Source organism: Dehalococcoidia bacterium (genome assembly GCA_035310145.1).
Lineage (GTDB): Bacteria > Chloroflexota > Dehalococcoidia > CAUJGQ01 > CAUJGQ01 > CALFMN01.
In genome coordinates, this window is the sequence record DATGEL010000047.1 from 20,843 (window position 1) to 39,851 (window position 19,009).

Here is a 19,009-nt window from a genome sequence, read left to right on the forward strand (position 1 = left end):
CCGCCGGCGCGGTCATGGGCGCGGGCGGCGCTGTCTTGCGGGCATGAAAAAACCGCGGACGGTGTGCGTCCGCGGCGGAAAGACAGGCATGCGGCCGAAGCCGGCGGCCGGCTACTCCCGTTGCCTCCGAGAACGCGATCGATCGGCGCGCAGGCACGCGCTGGCTCCCACAACGGGTGTCATCGTGAACGCTCCTTTCGATCCGCCGCCCGGGGCCGGACCGCGGCGTTTGCCGCCGAACCGGCCGCGTCCAGTATCCGGGGCGCGGCGCCGGGCCGTCAACCGTTCAACATTCATCAACATTCAAATGGATCAACGGGGAAGCAGCCACTTTTGGGGGATGGCGGCGTCGAGCCACCGGTGGGGATCGCTGGCGTTCAGCCCGGAGGCAGCCGCTGCGTAAGCCGGCCCTGCGGATCGAGCGCCTCCAGGAAGGCCGAGCCGCCCGGTAGCAGACGGTCGGTGAAGATTGCCAGCCCGGCGCCGGTCGCCGGGTTTTTGGCCGAGACGTAGCGCAGCGCTGCAATCACGCCACTCTCGTGCGCCAGCCGCCCGAGCCGCTGCGTCGGCGGCTCCTGGCCAAGCGACTGCATGTATCGCCAATCACCGGTCAACTCCTGCAACGTCGTTTCAAGCTGTTCGAGTATTGCTTCGCTCGTGACATCCAATACGTCCGTTAGCACGCCATTGATGGAGATTAGCACCCAGGGTTCGCTCGCCAGCGGTACGGACCGTCCTCCCGGCTCGTGAAAAACGGCGCCCACCTCTGCGAGAGCCGTCTCCGGATGCGAAGCAAGATACAAAGCATCAAAGCGATGCTGCGGAGTATACCTGCCGCCAACAATACGGGGTCCGCCCGGCCATAGGGGCTGTGCCCAACCGCTTGCTGACTTTTCCGGAGGGGGGCCTTGCAAATGGCGGAACGCGACGGCTCGCCACCAGGGGCCAGCAAGGCTGATCCGAGGAAGCTCGGGCAAGAGAGCACGGAGGGCGGGCTCCGGCAGCATTACGTCGGAATCCCCCACAAGGCGGCTTGCAACATCCCTTCAACGGCGTTGGTCAGCCCCATCTCGATCACGGCGAGCGGGGTGCGGCCGCCGAGGTCAGGGTGAGGCGCGTTCATCCAGGCAAGCACGGCAGCGCGGTCGTCGAGCACTTCAAGCAGCATCTCGATGCTGTGCGCGATCGGCGCCAGCTGCTCCTGCACGGCCGGCGCATCGGGGGCCTTGTGCAGCGTGCCGTACTTGCGGCCGAGCGCGGGCGCCAGCCGCGACAGCGGGATCGCCAGGTAGCCTGCGATACGCCGCGCATCCAGGCGGCCGGTATCGGGGTTGCGCAGCTCGAGCATGGGCGCGGTAATCGGCGTCGCCATCGTCGGACCTCCAGCAGGAATCGACCAAAAATCGATGCGGACTCTACTCACAGTCTACCATGCGCGCCACGCTTGTGCCGCGCCGCTCATGGCGCCAGCAGCACCGCCGAGCCGCCCTGAATCTGGTCGTGCTTGAGCGCCAGCAGCGCCTCGCCGGCGGCGGCCAGCGGGAAGGTCTGCACGCGCGAGCGCACCGGCGCGCGCGCCGCCTCCGCCAGGAAGGCGCGGCCGTCCTCGCGCGTGTTGTTCGCCACGCTGAGGATCTGCCGTTCCCAGTAGAGGTCGTCGTACGAGAACGAGGGGATCGGGCTCATGTGGATGCCGGCGCAGACCACGCGCCCGCCGCGGTCCACGGCCTTCAGCGCCGCCGGCACGATCTCCCCCGCCGGCGCGAAGATGATCGCCGCGTCCAGCAGCGCCGGCGGCCGGTCGAAGGTGTTGCCCGCCCAGCGGGCGCCCAGCTCTTCTGCCAGCGCCCGATGCGGCGCGTCGCGCGTGCAGACGTAGACCTCCAGCCCGCGCGCCACGGCGACCTGGATGATCACGTGCGCGGCGCTGCCGAAGCCGTACAGGCCCAGCCGCCCGCCACGCTCCACCCCCGCCAGGCGCAGCGAGCGGTAGCCGATGATGCCCGCGCAGAGCAGCGGCGCCGCCTGCTCGTCGGAGAAGCCCGGCGGCAGCGGATAGATGAACGCCGCCGGCGCGACGACGTACTCGGCGAAGCCGCCGTCCACGTCCCAACCGGTGAACAGCGGGTGTTCGCAGAGGTTCTCGCGCCCGCCGCGGCAGAAGCGGCAGGCGCCGTCCGTGCGGTGCAGCCAGGCGACGCCGACGCGTTCGCCGAGGGCGATCTGGGCTTGAGGCGCAGGGTGTGCGCCTCCGGGTGCGGCCGAAGCAGGTGGCGGCACGGCGCCGAAGGCTTCCACGATGCCGACGATTTGGTGGCCGGGCACGACGGGGCGCTTGTGCGGCGGCAGGTCGCCCTCGGCCACGTGCAGGTCGGTGCGGCAGACGCCGCAGGCGCGCACGCGGATCAGCAGCTCGCCGGGGCCGGGCACGGGCCGCGGCAGTGCGCGCTGCCGCAGCGGCTGCGACTCGGCGGGCGCGGGCGACTCGATCACCTGGGCAAACATCGCCGGCTCCTCGGCGGGCGGGTTCAGCAGGCGCCCGCGCCCCCGATCATGGCACGCTGCACGGCGGCCGGCGCTCACACGGGCGGTGCGGAGGGGGGAATTTTTCTGCCGATCCGATTGGCGCGGCCGTCGCAGCGCATTACAGTGTATGAAAGAATTGCGTACATTCCCGCCGCGCCGGACCAATTCGCACGCTGAAGGAGTGCACCATGCCGGACATGTACTTCCACCAGGAGTTGCACGAAGACTGCGGGTGCTCCGCCTACATCGTCGGCTCGCGCCCGGCGCGCGAGGTGATGGTGGTGGATCCGGCGGTGGAGATCGAGCCCTATTTGGAGCTGACGCGCCAGCACGGCTTCCGCATTCTCTCGGTGATCGACACGCACATCCACGCCGATCACGTCTCCGGCGCACGGGCGCTGGCGGCCGCCACCGGCGCCGAGCTCTGCCTGCACCGCTCGGCCGAGGTCGGCTTTCCCTTCCGCCCGCTGGACGACGGCGACGAGCTGCACGCCGGCCAGGTGCGGCTGCGTGTGCTGCACACGCCCGGCCACCGGCCCGAGGCGATCTCGCTGCTGGTGATCAACGACGCGCGCAGCCACGAGCCCTCGATGGTGCTCACCGGCGACACGCTGCTGGTGGGCGACGTGGGCCGGCCCGACTTCGGCGGTGAAGCGGGCGCCCGCTCGCTCTTCCAGAGTGTGAACCGCCTGCTGGAGCTGCCGGACTGGGTGGAGGTCTTCCCCGGCCACTTCGACGGCCCCTGCGGCAAGGGCATGTGCGGCCGGCCGAGCACGACGATCGGTTTCGAGCGGCGCTACAATCCCGTGCTGGAGCCGTTGCGCGAGCAGCCGGATGGCGCGGAGCAGGCGTTTGTGCAGCTGATCTCCGGCACGGTGCCGGCGAAGCCGCTGAACATGGACGCGATCATCGCCACGAATGTCGGCCAGATGGCGGCCGGCTGGGCCTCGCCGCACGGCATGGATCCTGTGCCGGAGCTGGCGCTGGAGGCGGCGCCCGCCTTCATCGCCGAAAAACGGCCGTTCATCGTCGACGTGCGCGAGCCCCACGAGTACGCGGCGTTCCACCTTCCCGGCGCCGTTTCGATCCCGCAGTGCGAGCTTGCCGACCGCCTGGCCGAGCTGCCGCGCGACGGCGAGTTACTGATCGTCTGCCAGAGCGGCGCGCGCTCCGAACGGGCCACGCGCTTCCTGCGCCAGCAGGGCTTCGCCAATGCCGTCAACCTCGTCGGCGGCTCCGGCGGCTGGAAGGAGCGCGGCTATCCGCTGGAGGAGGGCCAACCGGTCGCCTAGGGACGCGGTCCCCAGCCGGATCATCCACCTCTCAGGTCCGTTGCTGTTCTGCAGGCGCCGCGCCGCGCCGTCTCCCTTGGCTGCTGGATGTTCCGATGTGTCTCCGATGTTCCTCCGATGTTCCTATGAATGCGGTGACGTTCGACACCAGGCGTTCACTGCGCGGAGGCCGGAGCCGGTGCCGCGTAGCCACGAGATGGCATGTCGATCAGGCGGCTCTGCGCGGGTGACATTGGCTTGCGGGAGCGCCTCGGCCGATGCACGTTACGGCCGCCGCGCCTTCACTCGCGGCTGATTTGCCGCATGATGTCGGCCGCGGCGGCGCCCGGCGCCGGCGCCGGGATCTCGGCGACGCGCTCGGGCACGTCGTCGTACTCCAGGCGCAGGGCGCGGCACATCGTCGCGTGCAGGCGGTAGGTGCAGACGATGAAGGTCAGCTCCAGGATCGCTTCGTCGGAGAGCAGCGCCTTGAGCCGGGCGAAGGTTGCGTCCTGCACGCGGCCGTCGGCCAGCACCAGCTCGTCGGTGTAAGCGAGCACGGCGCGGTCGGCCGCGTCGAACTGCGCGGAGGACGCCCAGACCGGCAGGTCCGCGATCTGTTCCTCCGTGATGCCGACCGAGCGGCAGGCCTTACAGTGCTGGGAGAAGACGAAGCGGCTGCCGGCGGCGAAGCCGGTGCGTGTGATGCCCAGCTCGCGGAAGCGCGGCGGCAGCACCCGGCTCTTGCTGCCGATCAGCCCGAACTGGCCGACGAACGACTGGAAGATCTCCGGCGACTGCGCCATCACCGTCCACCAGTTGCCGGGCGTGCCGGTGGCCGTGCCGGGCTCGGCCACCGGGTCGCGCTGACCGAAGAGGCGGTCGTACATGGGCAGCACCGCGGGCGTGGCCTCGGCGCGGGGCACCTGGCGGAGACGCGGCATCGTCATTGCTCCTCTGGCATGTCTCATAGCTCTGGCGCCGCGCCGGCGGGCGGCCTGCGCCGCGGGCCTCTGCAGCATAGAGCCGTGCGCGTGTGAGCGGGAACAGCAGAGCGTCGCCACGCTGCGGCCGCCACGTCGCGCGCTCATGGCTGGCCTGCCGCCTGCAGCACGCGCGGTGCCGCCGGCGCTGCCCCGCTTCGCCGCCGTGCCGATCACTGCTCGAACGCGCCGCCCCGTCCGCCGATGGCATGCCCTGGTTGTCGCGCTGCCGCGCCTGGTGTATTACGAAGGAGTCCGGCGAGGGCCACGCGGGCAGCGCCGCGGCTATCTGCCTCGCCGCCTGCCATCGCCTGCGATCACGAAGGCAACAACCGATCTGAGGAGGGAATCGTGGCCGAGAGCGATGTGGCCTTGCTCGCCCATCTCATGCGCCGCGCCGGCTTCGGCGCCAGCCGCGCCGAGCTCGATGCCTACGCCGGGCGCAGCTACGAGTCCGTGGTCGAAGAGCTGCTGCACCCCGAAGATCAGCCCGACGTCGACGACGACATCCTGCGCCGCTACTTTCCCGGTCTCGTGCACCAGGATTCGCCGGGCACGTGGAACGCCCGCTGGATCTACCGCATGGTCAACTCCCGCCGGCCACTGGAAGAGAAGCTGGCGCTGTTCTGGCACGGCCTCTTCGCCACCGGCTGGGATAAGAGCGAGCACACACCGTCGTCGCTCAGCCAGATCGAGCTGTTTCGCCGCGTCGGCCTGCAGCCGTTGCAAACCATCCTGCTCGAGCTCTCGCGCGACCCGGCGATGATCTACTGGCTGGACAACTCCGAGAACCACCGCGACGCGCCCAACGAGAACTACGGCCGCGAGCTGATGGAGCTGTTCTCCATGGGCCTGGGAAACTACTCCGAGCAGGACGTGAAGATGGCGGCGCGGGCCTTCACCGGCTGGACGGTCACGCAGCCGATCCCCATCTACCCTTACGGCTACTATCCCTCGCACTTCGTCTACCGGGCCGAGGACCACGACGACAGCGAGAAGACCTTTTTGGGCGAGACGGGCCGCTTCAACGGCGAAGACATCGTCGCGATCATCGTCAAGCAGCCGGCCACCGCCCGCTTCATCGCCCGCCACCTCTATAATTTCTTCGTGGCCGACGAGCCGCAGGTGCCCGCCTGGCAGCAGACGCCGCCCGCCGACCCGGAGGCGATCGAGGCGCTGATCGCGGCGTACAACGCCACCGGCGGCGACATCCGCTCGATCCTGCGCGTGCTGTTCAACTCCGACTTCTTCAAAGAGGCGCGCTTCCGCCGCGTGAAGAGCCCAATCGAGCTGGTGGTGGGTACCGTCAAGCTCTCCGGCGCGCATCGCCAGCCTGAGCCTGGCCTCTTGGCGCTGCCCGGCGCCGCGGGGCTGATGGGCCAGCGGCTGATGAATCCACCCACGGTCGAGGGCTGGCACACGGGCAAGGAGTGGATCGACGGCGGCACGCTGAACGAGCGCGTCAACTTCGCCGCCAACGAAATCGGCGACGTGCGCAAGCCCGGCGTGCAGGCGATCGCCGCGGAGCTGAAGAGCAGCGGCGCGCCGCTCACCCCCGCGGCCTTCGTCGATCGCTGCCTGGAGCTGGCTGGGCCGCTGGACGCCAGCTCGACCACGCGCGCGGCGCTCTTGCGCTTCGCCGAGTCCGGCGGCGAGCTGCGCTTCGGCTCCGAGGCGGAGCAGGAAGAGAGCCGCGGCCGCGTGGCGCGGATGCTGCAGCTGATCGTGGCCTCGCCCGAGTACCAGTTCGCCTAGCGCCGTGCGGGGCGGGGCGCAGATTCAGACAAGAGAGGGAATTCGAGATGGCGGCTGCCGAACGTGAACCGGTGCTGGTGGTGCTGCAGCTCAGCGGCGGCAACGACTTCCTCAACACTGTCATTCCCTACGAAGACGGCATCTACCACGACTCGCGGCCGACGGTGCGCGTGGCCGAGGAGCAGGTGATCCCGATCGACAAGACGCTGGCCTTCCACCCGCAGCTCGCGCGCTTCAACGAGTTGTACAACCAGGGCACGGTGGCCGTGGTCCAGGGCATCGGCTATCCGAACCACAACCGCTCGCACTTCCGCGGCATGGATATCTGGCACACCTGCGAGCCGGAGAAGGTGGCGACGGAGGGCTGGCTGGGCAAGGCGATCCGCGACCTGGACCCGCGCCACGAGAACGTGCTCACCGGCATCAGCTTCGGGCGCGGGCTGCCGCGGGCGCTGGCGGCGCCGGAGGTGCCGGTGACGTCCGTCGGCGATCTCGACTCCTACGGCCTGATGAGCGGGATCAAGGCGCAAGCGCAGCGCGACGAGGCGCTGGACATCTTCCGCGAGATGTACACGCCCGCCGTCGGCGCCGGCATCGTCAAGGACTACTTGAGCCACACGGGTGTCGACGTGCTCACCGGCGCCGACCTGCTCAAGCAGGCGCCGGAGAAGTATCAATCGACGGTGCAGTACGCCGACAACCCGCTGGCGAAGAGCCTGCGCGACGTGGCGCGCGTGCACCTGGCCGGCCTGGGCACGCGCGTCTTCTACACGCAGCACGGTGGCTACGACAGCCACGCCACGCAGTTGGCCACGCACCCGAAGTTGCTGGGCGAGCTGTCCGGCGCCGTCGCCGACTTCTTCCAGGACCTCGACGAGCACAACGCCGCGGACAATGTGGTGATGCTGGTCTTCACCGAGTTCGGCCGGCGCATCAAGGACAACGGCAGCGGCACCGACCACGGCTCCGGTGGCGGCGCCTACCTGATCGGCAAGCCGGTGCAGGGCGGCCTCTACGGCCAGTACCCCTCGCTGGAGCCGAGCCAGCAGCTCAATGGCGAAGACCTGCGCCACCACATCGACTTCCGCGGCGTCTACGCCACGGTGCTCGAGCAGTGGCTGGGGCTGGACGCCAACCCGATCGTCGGCGGCAGCTACGAGCAGATCCGGCCGTTCCGCAATTAGGGCGCGTGGCCCTCATCACCCGGTTCATGCCTGTTGCCGCCAATGCCAGGGGAAGGGGAGTCTTCTTCTCAGTTCGTGCCGAAGCTCCCCTCTCCCAGGATTGGGACCGTGAGATCGACCGGGGGTGAGGGCCGAACGCGGCGTGCGGGCCGATCAACGGCCGGTGCAGTGCAGGGACCAAGTACAGGGAGGCAAACCACCAATGCCACGAGCACACGCCCTGCTGCGGGCGGGCTTCCCCTACATCAAGACGCTGGGCATGCGCCGCCTGACCACCAACCCGGTGGACATCGCCCTGGGCGAGGAGGGCCGCATCTACGTGCTCTGCCGCGGCGAGCTGGGCACGGAGATCCGCCGCTACAGCTGGGACGACGACGACCGCGACACGATCGGCGGTGCCGGCACGGCCGAGGGCAAGTTCATCTGGCCCGCGGCGCTGATCCGCGATCGCGAGGAGCGGCTCTTCATCTCCGATGAGGCGCTGAACCGTATCACGATCATGGACGGCGAGGGCAAATGCCTCGGCACGTGGGGCGAGGCGGGCAGCGGCGAGGGCCAGCTCAACCGCCCTTCCGGCATCGCCTTCGAGAATTCAGATGGAGGCAGCGATGAAAACCTGCTCGTGGTGGACACGATGAACCACCGCGTGCAGAGGTTTTCCCGCGATGGGCGCTTTATCTCCGCGTTCGGCCGCTTCGGCACTGGCCCCGGCGAGTTCAACATGCCCTGGGGCATCGCCGTGGACGATGAGGGCCGCATCTACGTCAGCGACTGGCGCAACGACCGCGTGCAGATCTTCGACGCCGGCGGCGAGTTTGTGAGCGCCTTCGGCAGCTCTGGCGCGGAGGAGGGCCAGTTCAACCGCCCGGCTGGTCTTGCGGTCGACCGCGACGGCGACATCTACGTGGCCGATTGGGGCAACAACCGCGTGCAGCTCTTCAGCCCGGAGGGCCGCTACGTCGAGCAGTTCGTGGGCGACGCCACCCTCTCGCGCGTGGCCCGCGACTACCTGCTGGCCAACCCGAAGCCGCTGCGCCTGCGCGAGATGGCGCGGCTGGAGCCGCAGAAACGGCTCAAAGGCCCCGGCTCGGTGCGCGTGGACACCGAGGGCCGCCTCTTCATCTGCGACCACGGCTGCCACCGCATCCAGGTCTACCAGAAGGAAGCGTACGTGCTCGGCCCCGACGCGATCGCGCCCGAGCGCCGCTCGCCCACGCTGATGACGACGTAGCGCCGGCAACCGCCCGCGACCGCCGGTTACCGTCGCAGCGCCATGCCGGCCCAGACCAGCCGCTCTTCGCGGCGCGGGTCCTCTTCGACGCGGCAGGGCACGTCGCAGAGCATGGTGGCGCGCCGCTCCGCGGAATAGGCCGGCCAGTGCGGCAGGCCCGCGCCGTTTGGGTCGCCGTTGCGGGCGAAGGCCGCCCAGGCGTCGCTCATCGAGGCGGCCAGCTCGGCGCGGTTGGGCTTGCTGCCCGTGAACGGCGCGGCGGCCGGCTGGTTGAAGACGAACGGGATCTCCAGCGCGTGGCAGGACTTGAACAGCCCGCCCAGCGCGTCGCTCTCCCAGGTGAAGAGATACATGAAGACCGGCGCCGGGCCGCCCGCGGCCTTGCGCTCCGCGAGCTGGATCGAGGAGAGGCGCGTGGGCTCGCTGGAGATGCCGATCAGCAGATCCCAGGGGGTGGCCTCTGGCCGGGTGCGGCGGTAGACGGCGAGGATCTCGTCGCGCCGATCGCCCAGTAGTCGCGTCAGCCGCTCCAGCAGCTCGTGCTCTTCGAGCCGCCGCCGGCGCGGGTCGCCGGCAAGGAAGAGCGCGGCCTCATCCTTGTTCGTGCCGATCAGCAGCGGCACCGGCACCGCCGTCGGCGCGGCCACCGGATCGAAGGGATGCTGCGGCAGATAGGCGCCATCGACGACCGGCCGCAGCCAGAGCGCGGCGCGGCGCGGGGCGCCGGCCATGTTCATGCCGCCGTCGCTGGGCGCCGGCAGGCTCGCCAGCGCCGCGGTCAGCTGCGCGTGCGGCAGGGTCTGCAGCTTTGCCGCCTCGTTCGCTCTGAGGCCGAGATGCGCGAGCAAGCGCTCGGCGAAGGCGGTGCCCTCGGCCGCCTCGGTGCCGCGCAGGCTGGGGCCGCTCTGCACGATCGCGCGGTGAAACAGCCCTTCCGCCGCGGGCATGGCGAGCAGCGTGCTGACCTTGGCGCCGCCGCCCGACTCGCCGAAGATCGTGACGTTGCTGGCGTCGCCGCCGAAGGCCGCGATGTTCTCGCGCAGCCATTGGAGGGCCAGTACCACGTCGAGCAACCCGGCCACGCCGGAGCCGGCAAAGGCGGGGTCGAGATCCGCGAGGTGCAGGTAGCCGAAGACGTTGAGGCGGTGGTTGATCGTGACGACGACGACATCGCCGCGGCGGGCCAGCGCGGCGCCGTTGTACCAGCCTTCACTGCCGGCGCCCTCGGCGTAGCCGCGGCCGTGCAGCCAGAGCATTACCGGCCGGCGGGCCGCGGTATCCGTGCCCGGCGTCCAGACGTTGAGCACCAGGCAGTCCTCGCTCTGCGGCAGGTCGGGCAGGAAGCCGATCGTGCGCTGGTCGGCGAGCGAGCCCGTGGCCACGGCGCCGCCCTGCGGGCAGATCGGGCCGAAGGCCGTGGCGTCGCGCACGCCGCGCCATGGCTCCGCCGGCAGCGGCGGCAGGAAGCGGCGGGCGCCGCCCGTCGGCGCGCCGTAGGGCACGCCACGGAAGACGAGCACGCCGTTCGCCTCGCTATCGCCCTGCAGGGCGCCCGCCGCGGTTTGCACGATTGGACCGGCCATCACGCAGCTCCTTCCCGTCAGGGCACTGCCGGCAGCGTAGACCGACATTAACGTGCGCGTCAATGTTGAAGGCGGCATGCGCCGAACGATCGGGCGGCGGACGCCGCCCAGCCGAAGCGGGAACGAGTGTGCGGGCCGGGCAGTTCGGCACAACACCGGGTTCCCCCGTCCGTGGACCAATTTGCCCCGCCACACCGTTCATACGAGTAGGAGACACGATCGGCGGCCGCGCCGCTACATGGCCGGCGCCGTGCCGGGCGCTGATGCCGCCGCGTGGTTAAGCGCGGGCCGTCTTCTCACGAATTCAGATAGAGAGACGCCTCGACAGAGGGGAAGGGAAGAGTCTGAGGAAGGAACTGGCCGTGCCGTCTTCGCGACCGAGAAACCGGCGTATCTGGGCTGCGACGCGTCGCAGTCTGACGGAGGATGAGATGCAACCGACCTGCGCTGGCTGCAACCAGGTGATCGCCCCGATCGACGAAGCGTTGATGGTGCGGACGGAGGGATCGCTCCCCGGAGAGCGGCAGGCGTTCCATGCCCGCTGCTGGGTGTGGTGGAGCGAGGCTCGGCGCCGGCAGGAGCGCCTGCAGGCGATCTTCGCGCACACCGCCGTCGCCGGCTGAGCCGGTTCAGATCGCAGCCGGAGCCTTTGTGCGGGGTATGCTGCCAGTTTCCTGACAGTGGACCATAACCGCGCGGGGGGACTCGTCAGCCCGAGATCGGCCCTCTATGGTGGGAATGCACCGTGTGTGCCCGCATAGAGGAAAGGTTTCGGCCGGATGCCAGCCGCCTACCTGGGCCGTGAAGCCGATCGCCTGGCGTATTTGCTTCACCGCCTGAAGTACCCCGAGGCGCCGCCGCTGCTGCTGACCGACTGGCCGGAAGATCTGCAGCTGATCTCGTTTGCTACCGATTTGCGCCGCCTGTTGCCGCGGAGCAGCGTGAGCGCGATCGTCGCCGACCTGGAACGCCAGCTCGCCTTCTACCGCGAGCACGGTTCCATGCCGCGCTGCTGCGCCCACTGCCACAGCACGCTTGCCGATCTGCGCGCCCACTTCTGCGGCCCGGCCTGCCAGACGGCGTTTTACGGCAACGGCGTCGAGCCAGCCCGGCCGCGCGCCTGAGCGGGGCGGCCGCGTCGCCTCCGCCCAACCCGATCAGTGGTCCGGGAGCTGGCCGGCATCCTCCAGCGGCCAGGCGCGCGTAGAAGGCGTGGATCGCCGCATCGCCCGCTTCGCTGCCGGGATAGGTCAGGTCGAGTGCGGCGTAGGCGGCGCGGCCCTCGCGCACGATCGCCGCATTGATGCGCAGGTGCACGTCGCGGATCGCCCCGAGATCGCGGCGGACAACCGCTGCCAGCAGCGCCTGCGTCAGGCGGTCCAGTTTGTCCCGTTGCTCCGGCCGCAGCAGGCGCGGATACGAGAGCCGGTTGTGAAAGAGCAGCGCCGGGTCGGTCTGCACCGCCATGAGCAGCGCCAGGTTGTCGTTGATCACCTCCAGCTCGACCATCGTGAAGACGCACCATTGCCCGCGCAGCAAGAGGCGCACCGGCCAGGTGCAGCCCTGCCGTGTACCGCTGAAGACCGCCTGCAGGCGCTGCGCCGCGCTCTGCACCGACGGCCGCCAGCCGCGCTTCAGCCGTGGCTCCAGCCCGGTCTTGTCCACCAGCAGGCGCACGGCGGGCCGATCGACGTTCGGCGCCTGGCTCGCCCGCTCGAAGAACAGGTTCAGTTTCACCGGCCCTTCGACCACGCAGTGGAGCGCGAGCAATCCCGGAATCAGCGAGTCGACGCTGAACAGCAGCGCACCCAGCGACTCGGCGAGTTCTCTGCGGGCCCCGTAGACGGCATCGAACTGCTCGTCGACGACGGCGAGGTAGGCATCGACATCGGAGAGCGCGTCGGCCGTGCCGGCGGCAAGGCTGCCCTGCAACCAGAGCGCGGCGATGCGCTCGTCCTCCCGCGTCAGCCGTTCGAGCCGGGCGACCAGCGCCTCGCGGCGCTGCTCAAAGGCAGCGGTGAGCGGCGATGAGGACATGGGATCGTGCTCCGTTCACGCCTGGCCGGCGAGGTCGCGTTTGCCCTGGGCACTGGCCAGCGCGGCGTGGTTGAGGATGTTGCGGGCCATGCTGGAGGGCTCTCCGGCGGCGCGCTGCGCATAGATCTCGCGGCGCAGCTCGTGCGCCTCGCGCGAGGCCGGCTCCGCGATCACGGCGACCTCGACCAGATGGCAGGCGAGGCGCAGGTTGCCCGCTGCTTTCAGCACTGCCGCCCGCGCCAGCACATTCGCCAGGCCGTCGGCCAGTTGCAGCCACTCGCGCGCCTGTTCGGCGCGGGGCGCGGGCAGCAGGTTGTCCGGCTCCCCGTCCCACCAGCCGCCGTAAAGCCGCCAGATGTTGCGCAGCAGGAACTGCGGGTCGTCGTACACCGGCCGCAGATACGGCTTCTCCAGCAGGTGCGCGGGCGCTTTGACCTCGTGCAGCACGCGGTCCAGCGTGGCGCCCACGTTCATCAGCGACAGCACCTGCGCTTCGAGCGAGTCGAGCAGCTCGGCCGTGTCCAGCAGCGCCTGGCGGATGCGGACGGCGCCGAAGATCGGCAGGCCGTGGCCGGGCAGCATGATCTCGGCGCCCAGCGCCGCCATCTCGCGCAGCGCCGCCGCCCACTCGCCCGCGTAGCGCTGCACCTTCTGCGGGTTGCCCGCGTTCGGCACCGCCCAGATGAACAGGTCGCCGGGCGCCAGCAGTCTCCGCTCTGGCACCCAGGTCCAGGTGGCGTCTTCGGTTTCGCCGCGGGCATGATGCAGGGCGAAGGTCAGGTTGGCGGTGGTGAAGGTGAGCGCCTGCTGATAGGTCACGTCGGGGTAGCGGTACTCGGCCGGCCAGCGGAAGCGGTCGGGCGGCAGCTCGAACTGGCGCAGGTTGATCGCCGTGTTCCAGCCCTGCGTCTTGCGGTAGCGGTCGAAGTTGGCGGGAATCAGCGCGTGGGCGTAGACGCGCGGCGCCGCCCAGCCGCGCGCCTGCGCCTCCTCTTCGAACGGCCCGACGCCGAAGATGTGGTCCACGTGATGGTGCGAGAAGACGGCGGCGACGAGCGGCGCCGCCGGCCGCCAGGCGCGCACCGCTTCGTGCAGGCGGCGGCGATCGTTGACGGCGCCGGTATCGAGCATCACCAGGCCGTCGCCCGTGTCCAGCGTGTTGGCGCTGGCGACGCCTTTGTAGTAGAGCAGCCCCTCGGCCAGCTCCTGGCCCTCCGGCACGCGGCCGTGCACCGGGTGCATCTCCGCCGTGCTCAGCGTGCCGTTCCAGAGCTGCTCGGACAGGTCGCGGATGTCGGGCATGGCGCATCGCCTCCTCGGGCAGACAGACGAGCAGATGGAATCGCCGCCGGTTTGCATGGTAGCGCCATCGCGGGCGCCGCGCCTCGTGTATCCTGCTCTGGCGGAAGCGAACGAGGCAATTGGGAGTGAAGCGGCGATGGCGCTGACGCCGGAACTGGCCGAGGTCGTCGCCTATTACACGCGCGAGCCGGAGACGGTGCGGCTGTCGAAGGACGCCGGCGGTGCGCTGGAGTTCGCACGCACGCAGGAGCTGCTGCGGCGCCACCTGCCGCGGCCGCCTGCAACGGTGCTGGATATCGGCGGCGGCACGGGGCTGTACGCCCGCTGGCTGGCGGCTGCCGGCTACAGGGTGATTCTGCTCGACCTGGTATCCGCGCACACCCGGCTCGTACGTGCGGCGGCCGACCAGCCGCCGGAAGCGCCGCTGGACGGCATCATCCAGGGCGATGCGCGCTCGCTGCCGCTCGCGGAGGCGCGCGCCGACGTGGCGCTGCTGCTCGGTCCGCTCTATCACCTGACCGAACGAGAAGACCGCGTACGGGCGCTGCGGGAGGCCCGCCGCGTGCTGCGGCCGGGCGGGCGCGTCTTCGCCGTCGGCGTCTCGCGCTTTGCCGGTCTGCTCACCGGCCTCTACTTCGAGTCGATGGACGATCCGGAGTTTCTGACGCTGATGTGGGGCGGCCTGCGCGACGGCCAGCACCGCAATCCCACCGAGAAACAATATTGGACCACGGCCTACTTCCACCATCCGGACGATCTGCGCGACGAGGTCGCGGAGGCCGGCTTTGTTATCGTCGATCGCGTCGCCGTCGAAGGACCGCAGTTCGTCGTGCGCGATCTGGCCGCCTGGTGGGACGATGCACGCCGGCGCGAGCTGCTGCTGGAAGCGATCCGCGCCGTGGAGCGCGAGCCGACGCTGATGGGCCTCAGCTCGCACGTGCTGGTGGTGGGCGAGCGCGTTGGCCCTCACTCATCCTGACCACCTCTCTCCCGTACTCAGGCGGCGCGAGATCCGCCACGCGCTGCGAGCGTATGGAAGAGAGGGGCGATCCGTCGTAGAGCGAAGCGGGCCGCGAAGAGGCGCACCGCGTGCCCCGGCAGCGCTCCGCTAACCTGGGAACTTTCGCCACTGGATCGCTCCGCTCCTTCTCTCCAGTATTGGGAGAAGGAGCGGGGCCACAGAAACGAAGTGAGGATGAGGGCCACGCTGCCCGTCGTGCGCACGGTCACAGTCACGCGCTACGTCACGCCGTTGCGCGAGGGCGGCTCGCTACCCGCCGTGGTCGAGGCGGACGACCTGGGCACCTATGTGCTCAAGTTCCGCGGCGCCGGCCAGGGGCCGAAGGTGCTGATCGCCGAGCTGCTGGCCGCCGAGCTTGGGCGCGCCCTCGCGCTGCCCGTGCCCGAAGTCGTCTTCGCCGAGCTGGACCCCGTGTTGGGCCGCTCCGAGCGCGACCCGGAGATCAAGGCGCTGATCGAGGCGAGTGCCGGCCTCAACCTGGCAATGGACTTTTTGCCCGGCGCGTTCGCCTTTGATCCGGCCGTGCCGCCGCGGCCCACTGCGGAGCTGGCCTCGGCCGTCGTCTGGTTCGACGCGTTGGTCAGCAACGTCGATCGCACGCCGCGCAATCCCAACCTGCTCGTCTGGCACAAGCAGGTATATCTGATCGACAACGGCGCCTCCTTCTTCTTCCACTACGACTGGCCCGGCTACCTTGAGCGGGCGCGGCGGCCGTTTCCGCAGATCCGCGAGCATGTGCTGCTGCGCTTCGCCACGGCGCTGGCCGAGGCCGACATGCGGCTCGGCGAACTGCTCACCCCCGCCCTGTTGCAGGGCATCGTCGAGCAGATCCCCGACGCCTGGCTGGAAGAGGATGAAGCGTTCACCGACGCAGCGGCGCAGCGACGGGCCTACGCCGAGTACCTGATCGAGCGCTTGCGCGCGCCGCGCGCGTTCGCGGAAGAGGCGATGCGTGCCCGCAGCGAGCGTTTTTGAGTACGCCGTCGTGCGCGTGGTGCCCCGCGTCGAGCGTGAGGAGTTCCTCAACGCGGGCGTCGTGCTCTGCTGCCTGGAACAGCGCTTCCTCGCCGCGCGCCTCGCGCTCGAGCGGGCACGGCTGGCCGTGTTCGCGCCCTGGCTCAGCGCGGATGACCTCGATGCGGTGCAGCAGCACCTGGACCTGATCGCGCTGGTCTGCGCGGGCGCGGCGGAAGCCGGCGAGATCGGCGGCCTGCCCCTTGCCCGGCGTTTCGACTGGCTGGTGACGCCGCGCAGCACGCTGGTGCAGACCTCACCCGTGCACGCCGGTCTCTGCCGCGACCCGCGGGCGGAGCTTGAGCGCCTGTTCGACTTGAGCGTGCGCCTGCCGCCGGAGGACGGCCGCTGCGCCCCGCCGAGCCACCCGCGCGACGCAGATGCCCGACCACCGCGATCGGCGTGAAGCAACGTCAGTGGGCCGAAGCGCACGGCTCCGGCCCACTGACGTTGCCGCTCCGGACAGACGCTACGCGATCCGCAGCATCTGGCCGGCGTTGAGCGCGAAGAGTTGCGTTCCACATGGCGCCGTTGCCGTAGACGCGCTGCGCGATCGACCAGAGGCTGTCGTCGGGCAGTATCGTGACATCTCCAGGGCCTCCACACATCGGTACACCTCCTCCTTCGGATTGCCTGGGCTCAGCACATGCGCTTGCCGCTCTCCTCAAAGTGCAGCCCGCGGCATGGAGGCGCAGATGAAGCGGTGCCTGCGGCGGCGGCAAAGCGGAGCACAACGCCCGGATTCCGGGCTGCTGGGGCCGCCGGCAGCGAACCCGGCTCAAGCGTGGCGCGGGCGCCGCGGGGCCGGGTGAGCGGCGGGCGCCGGCTACGGCGCGCCCGGAGCGGGGTCCGCGACGGCCAGATCGCCCGGCGTTTCGGCGAGGCGGTTGAAGCTGTCGGGACGGCCGCCGCGCGCGACCAGCAGGCGCACAACGGCGTCGGCATGTTCACGCGCGGCATGGTGCAGGGGCGTGCTGCCGTCGGCGTCTCTCGCCCCGGCGTCGGCGCCGGCGGCGAGCAGGGACTGTGCGGCCGCGGCATGCCCGGCGCTCGCGGCAAGTTGCAGGGGGGTGCAGCCGGAGGCGTCGCGCGCGTTGGGAGGGGCGCCCGCCTTCAGCAGCCGGCGCACGCAGCCGGCTCGGCCCGCCGCCGACGCCAGGTGCAGGGGCGTTCCCTCCCAGCTCGCGAGCGCCGCCGGGTCCGCGCCCGCGTCCAGCAGTTGCTGCAGCACGGCCGCATGGCCGCGCAGCGCCGCATGGTGCAGCGGCGTGTAGCCGGCGGCGTCGCGGGCGTCCGGCCGCGCGCCGGCGGCCAGCAGCGCCGTGAGCAGTGCCGTATCGCCGGCGCGGGCGGCGGCGTGCATGGGCGCGAGCCGCTCCGACTGCGGCCGGGCAGGATCGCGGGGATCGGGCAGCAGCGCGGCGGCCAGCGCCGGATCGCGCCGCAGCAGCGCGGCCACGCGCGCCGCATCGCCCGCGGCCAGCGCCTGTGCAAACGCGGGTGTGGCGAGCGCGGTGGTGCGGGAGGGGGCCAGCGGCCGGGAGCGGCCCGGTGGGAAGGACATGGTCGAGCCCTTGGTCGCCTGCCGGCCGGCGCACGCGGGTGGCAAACCGGCACGCTGCCATTGCCCGCGGCAGACGACACGATTTTGAACGTGTTATCCGTGTGTGTACTGCGTGATCATAGCCGATCGGCTCTCTGTCTATGCGGTGCTGGTTCTGGTTATGCGCGCGGCGACCGGCGCAGTAGGGGAAACCCCTATCGTTGGCGGCCGCGTGACGGATCCAGCCGGGCCATCGGCGGCGTCCGGCGGCCCGCTATACTAAGCGCGGGCCTGCGCCGCGCCGTTGCGGCGGCCGCGCCCGCGGGGAGCGTGACGATGGCCGGCAAGACGAACATCCGCAGCGGATTTGACTACGCCGGCTACTTCGGCGATGGCCTGCTGCTCAACAAATTGCAGATGCTGCCATCCGAGCAGACCTGGCACAGCCGCCCGCCGCGGGCGCCGCGGCGCGTGCCCGTGCTGCTGTATCTCGGTTGCAACATCCTGCGCACCGGCCACCTGGTGCGCACGGTCAGCGACGTGTTCGGCCTGGTGAGCCGGGCCACGGGGCAGCCATTCGAGATGGTGGGCGGCCCGGCCTACTGTTGCGGCATCGTGCATCACCGCGAGGGCGACGCCGACCTGGCCGGCAACATCAGCGCCAACACACTGCGCTACTTCGAGCAGTTTCAGCCGGAGCGCGTGGTGATGTGGTGCCCCTCCTGCATCTACTTCTACGACGAAGTGGTGCAGGCCGATGTGCCCTACAAGGTCCAGCACGTCTCCGAGTACCTGCTGGAGCACCTTGAGCTGCTGCCGGAGCGCCGGCCACGGGCGGGCCGCGTGGCGCTGCACTATCACAACGACAGCGAGCCACGCCGCCGCGAGCGCGACGCCGTACGCGGCCTGCTCGCGGCCGTGCCCGGCATCGAGCTGTTGGACCCCGGCTGCGAAGACGGCTGGGGGCGCAGTTGCACCTGGCCGGCCACACCCGCGGCCCAGGCGGTCTGGCGGGCGCGGGTGGCGCGGCAGCTCGAGGCGGCGGTGACGCAGGGCGCGCAGACGCTGGCGACGCTGTATCACGGCTGCCAGCGGTTGCTCTGCGGCTACGAGGCCGACTCTCCGCTGACGATCGAGCACTACCTCACCGTCTTCGGCCGCGCCCTCGGCATCGAGCACGAGGACCAGTACAAGCGCTACCTCAAGCTGGGCGACACGGACGCGGTATTGGCCGAGATGGCGCCCTGCATGGCCGCCCACGATCTCGACGAGCGGCGGGTGCGCGACGTGGTGCAGCGGCACTTCGCCGGCGGCAAGGGCATCTAGCGCCGCGGCGCTGGCCCCGCCGTCACTCCTCTCACGCCTGCCCGATCTGGCGGCGCCGCGTGCGCACGCGGCCGTTTCTGTGCATGAGGCCGGCCGGCGCGTTCGCGCGGTCGGGCACTCCCGCAGATTCGCAAAATTGTCCGATTCCGTTCACAAAAGTGGTTCGCGAGAAGCGCGACAGGCGGACCGGGGGCACGGTAACGTTGTTGGGATTCCCTGAACGATTTGTCCTA

At 70.4% G+C, this 19,009-nt stretch carries 17 protein-coding genes; 9 read left to right on the top strand and 8 right to left on the bottom strand.

Annotated features, from left to right (window positions below):
- Window positions 1-377 precede the first annotated feature (377 nt).
- The 3 genes from VKV26_09665 to VKV26_09675 all read right to left on the bottom strand — a co-directional run bounded on the left by VKV26_09665 (window position 378) and on the right by VKV26_09675 (window position 2,505).
- On the bottom strand, window positions 378-1,007 hold the full coding sequence (locus VKV26_09665; GenBank protein HLZ70158.1) for an RES family NAD+ phosphorylase: 630 nt from the start codon (window positions 1,005-1,007) through the stop codon (window positions 378-380).
- Window positions 1,007-1,372, bottom strand: coding sequence for an antitoxin Xre/MbcA/ParS toxin-binding domain-containing protein (locus VKV26_09670; GenBank protein ID HLZ70159.1), 366 nt, complete (start codon window positions 1,370-1,372; stop codon window positions 1,007-1,009). Before VKV26_09670 ends, VKV26_09665 begins: the two co-directional genes overlap by 1 nt.
- 86 nt (window positions 1,373-1,458) lie before the next feature.
- Window positions 1,459-2,505 carry a zinc-dependent alcohol dehydrogenase family protein gene (locus VKV26_09675; protein HLZ70160.1) on the bottom strand — a complete coding sequence of 349 codons (1,047 nt, stop codon included), beginning with the start codon at window positions 2,503-2,505 and terminating at the stop codon, window positions 1,459-1,461.
- 209 nt (window positions 2,506-2,714) lie between these two features.
- Between VKV26_09675 and VKV26_09680 the strand changes: the two genes are divergently transcribed.
- Window positions 2,715-3,818 (top strand): MBL fold metallo-hydrolase, encoded by a 1,104-nt coding sequence (locus VKV26_09680; GenBank protein HLZ70161.1) that lies wholly within the window; start codon window positions 2,715-2,717, stop codon window positions 3,816-3,818.
- A 281-nt stretch (window positions 3,819-4,099) separates the two neighbouring features.
- Here the strand turns inward: VKV26_09680 and VKV26_09685 are convergent, their stop codons facing one another.
- Complete coding sequence (locus VKV26_09685) at window positions 4,100-4,741, bottom strand: carboxymuconolactone decarboxylase family protein (GenBank protein ID HLZ70162.1); 642 nt, start codon at window positions 4,739-4,741, stop codon at window positions 4,100-4,102.
- A gap of 390 nt (window positions 4,742-5,131) precedes the next feature.
- Between VKV26_09685 and VKV26_09690 the strand changes: the two genes are divergently transcribed.
- The 3 genes from VKV26_09690 to VKV26_09700 all read left to right on the top strand — a co-directional run bounded on the left by VKV26_09690 (window position 5,132) and on the right by VKV26_09700 (window position 8,950).
- Entirely contained in the window at window positions 5,132-6,535 is a 1,404-nt protein-coding gene (locus tag VKV26_09690) for a DUF1800 domain-containing protein (GenBank protein HLZ70163.1), read from the top strand.
- 47 nt (window positions 6,536-6,582) lie between these two features.
- On the top strand, window positions 6,583-7,719 hold the full coding sequence (locus VKV26_09695; GenBank protein ID HLZ70164.1) for a DUF1501 domain-containing protein: 1,137 nt from the start codon (window positions 6,583-6,585) through the stop codon (window positions 7,717-7,719).
- A gap of 202 nt (window positions 7,720-7,921) precedes the next feature.
- Complete coding sequence (locus tag VKV26_09700; protein ID HLZ70165.1) at window positions 7,922-8,950, top strand: NHL repeat-containing protein; 1,029 nt, start codon at window positions 7,922-7,924, stop codon at window positions 8,948-8,950.
- Window positions 8,951-8,976: 26 nt separating this feature from the next.
- Here VKV26_09700 and VKV26_09705 read toward each other — a convergent pair whose 3' ends face one another.
- The gene (locus VKV26_09705; protein ID HLZ70166.1) at window positions 8,977-10,533 is read right to left on the bottom strand and encodes a carboxylesterase/lipase family protein; all 1,557 of its coding nucleotides are present in this window, start codon (window positions 10,531-10,533) and stop codon (window positions 8,977-8,979) included.
- 431 nt (window positions 10,534-10,964) lie between these two features.
- On the opposite strand from VKV26_09705, the gene VKV26_09710 reads away from it, so the two are divergent.
- Window positions 10,965-11,156, top strand: coding sequence for a hypothetical protein (locus VKV26_09710; protein HLZ70167.1), 192 nt, complete (start codon window positions 10,965-10,967; stop codon window positions 11,154-11,156).
- 283 nt (window positions 11,157-11,439) lie between these two features.
- Here VKV26_09710 and VKV26_09715 read toward each other — a convergent pair whose 3' ends face one another.
- Together VKV26_09715 and VKV26_09720 are read right to left on the bottom strand one after the other, a co-directional pair.
- On the bottom strand, window positions 11,440-12,570 hold the full coding sequence (locus VKV26_09715) for a nucleotidyltransferase domain-containing protein (protein ID HLZ70168.1): 1,131 nt from the start codon (window positions 12,568-12,570) through the stop codon (window positions 11,440-11,442).
- Window positions 12,571-12,585: 15 nt separating this feature from the next.
- On the bottom strand, window positions 12,586-13,872 hold the full coding sequence (locus VKV26_09720; protein ID HLZ70169.1) for an alkyl sulfatase dimerization domain-containing protein: 1,287 nt from the start codon (window positions 13,870-13,872) through the stop codon (window positions 12,586-12,588).
- Window positions 13,873-14,008: 136 nt separating this feature from the next.
- Between VKV26_09720 and VKV26_09725 the strand changes: the two genes are divergently transcribed.
- The 3 genes from VKV26_09725 (at window position 14,009) to VKV26_09735 (ending at window position 16,313) form a co-directional block, all read left to right on the top strand.
- Window positions 14,009-14,851 carry a class I SAM-dependent methyltransferase gene (locus VKV26_09725; GenBank protein HLZ70170.1) on the top strand — a complete coding sequence of 281 codons (843 nt, stop codon included), beginning with the start codon at window positions 14,009-14,011 and terminating at the stop codon, window positions 14,849-14,851.
- Window positions 14,852-15,067: 216 nt separating this feature from the next.
- Window positions 15,068-15,868, top strand: a complete 801-nt coding sequence (locus tag VKV26_09730; protein HLZ70171.1) for a HipA family kinase — start codon at window positions 15,068-15,070, stop codon at window positions 15,866-15,868.
- The gene (locus VKV26_09735) at window positions 15,846-16,313 is read left to right on the top strand and encodes a DUF3037 domain-containing protein (protein ID HLZ70172.1); all 468 of its coding nucleotides are present in this window, start codon (window positions 15,846-15,848) and stop codon (window positions 16,311-16,313) included. Before VKV26_09730 ends, VKV26_09735 begins: the two co-directional genes overlap by 23 nt.
- 420 nt (window positions 16,314-16,733) lie before the next feature.
- On the opposite strand, the gene VKV26_09740 is transcribed toward VKV26_09735, so the two are convergent.
- Window positions 16,734-17,471 carry an ankyrin repeat domain-containing protein gene (locus VKV26_09740; protein HLZ70173.1) on the bottom strand — a complete coding sequence of 246 codons (738 nt, stop codon included), beginning with the start codon at window positions 17,469-17,471 and terminating at the stop codon, window positions 16,734-16,736.
- A gap of 315 nt (window positions 17,472-17,786) precedes the next feature.
- On the opposite strand from VKV26_09740, the gene VKV26_09745 reads away from it, so the two are divergent.
- Window positions 17,787-18,776: a heterodisulfide reductase-related iron-sulfur binding cluster gene (locus VKV26_09745; GenBank protein HLZ70174.1), complete on the top strand. Its 990-nt coding sequence runs from the start codon at window positions 17,787-17,789 to the stop codon at window positions 18,774-18,776.
- Window positions 18,777-19,009: the final 233 nt, after the last annotated feature.

Excerpts from the sequence above, each read along its gene's own strand:
- VKV26_09665 (HLZ70158.1), bottom strand. The coding sequence starts at position 1,007 with ATGCTGCCGGAGCCCGCCCTCCGTGCTCTCTTGCCCGAGCTTCCTCGG.
- VKV26_09670 (HLZ70159.1), bottom strand. The coding sequence starts at position 1,372 with ATGGCGACGCCGATTACCGCGCCCATGCTCGAGCTGCGCAACCCCGAT.
- VKV26_09675 (HLZ70160.1), bottom strand. The coding sequence starts at position 2,505 with ATGTTTGCCCAGGTGATCGAGTCGCCCGCGCCCGCCGAGTCGCAGCCG.
- VKV26_09680 (HLZ70161.1), top strand. The coding sequence starts at position 2,715 with ATGCCGGACATGTACTTCCACCAGGAGTTGCACGAAGACTGCGGGTGC.
- VKV26_09685 (HLZ70162.1), bottom strand. The coding sequence starts at position 4,741 with ATGCCGCGTCTCCGCCAGGTGCCCCGCGCCGAGGCCACGCCCGCGGTG.
- VKV26_09695 (HLZ70164.1), top strand. The coding sequence starts at position 6,583 with ATGGCGGCTGCCGAACGTGAACCGGTGCTGGTGGTGCTGCAGCTCAGC.
- VKV26_09700 (HLZ70165.1), top strand. The coding sequence starts at position 7,922 with ATGCCACGAGCACACGCCCTGCTGCGGGCGGGCTTCCCCTACATCAAG.
- VKV26_09705 (HLZ70166.1), bottom strand. The coding sequence starts at position 10,533 with ATGGCCGGTCCAATCGTGCAAACCGCGGCGGGCGCCCTGCAGGGCGAT.
- VKV26_09710 (HLZ70167.1), top strand. The coding sequence starts at position 10,965 with ATGCAACCGACCTGCGCTGGCTGCAACCAGGTGATCGCCCCGATCGAC.
- VKV26_09715 (HLZ70168.1), bottom strand. The coding sequence starts at position 12,570 with ATGTCCTCATCGCCGCTCACCGCTGCCTTTGAGCAGCGCCGCGAGGCG.
- VKV26_09720 (HLZ70169.1), bottom strand. The coding sequence starts at position 13,872 with ATGCCCGACATCCGCGACCTGTCCGAGCAGCTCTGGAACGGCACGCTG.
- VKV26_09725 (HLZ70170.1), top strand. The coding sequence starts at position 14,009 with ATGGCGCTGACGCCGGAACTGGCCGAGGTCGTCGCCTATTACACGCGC.
- VKV26_09730 (HLZ70171.1), top strand. The coding sequence starts at position 15,068 with ATGAGGGCCACGCTGCCCGTCGTGCGCACGGTCACAGTCACGCGCTAC.
- VKV26_09740 (HLZ70173.1), bottom strand. The coding sequence starts at position 17,471 with ATGTCCTTCCCACCGGGCCGCTCCCGGCCGCTGGCCCCCTCCCGCACC.
- VKV26_09745 (HLZ70174.1), top strand. The coding sequence starts at position 17,787 with ATGGCCGGCAAGACGAACATCCGCAGCGGATTTGACTACGCCGGCTAC.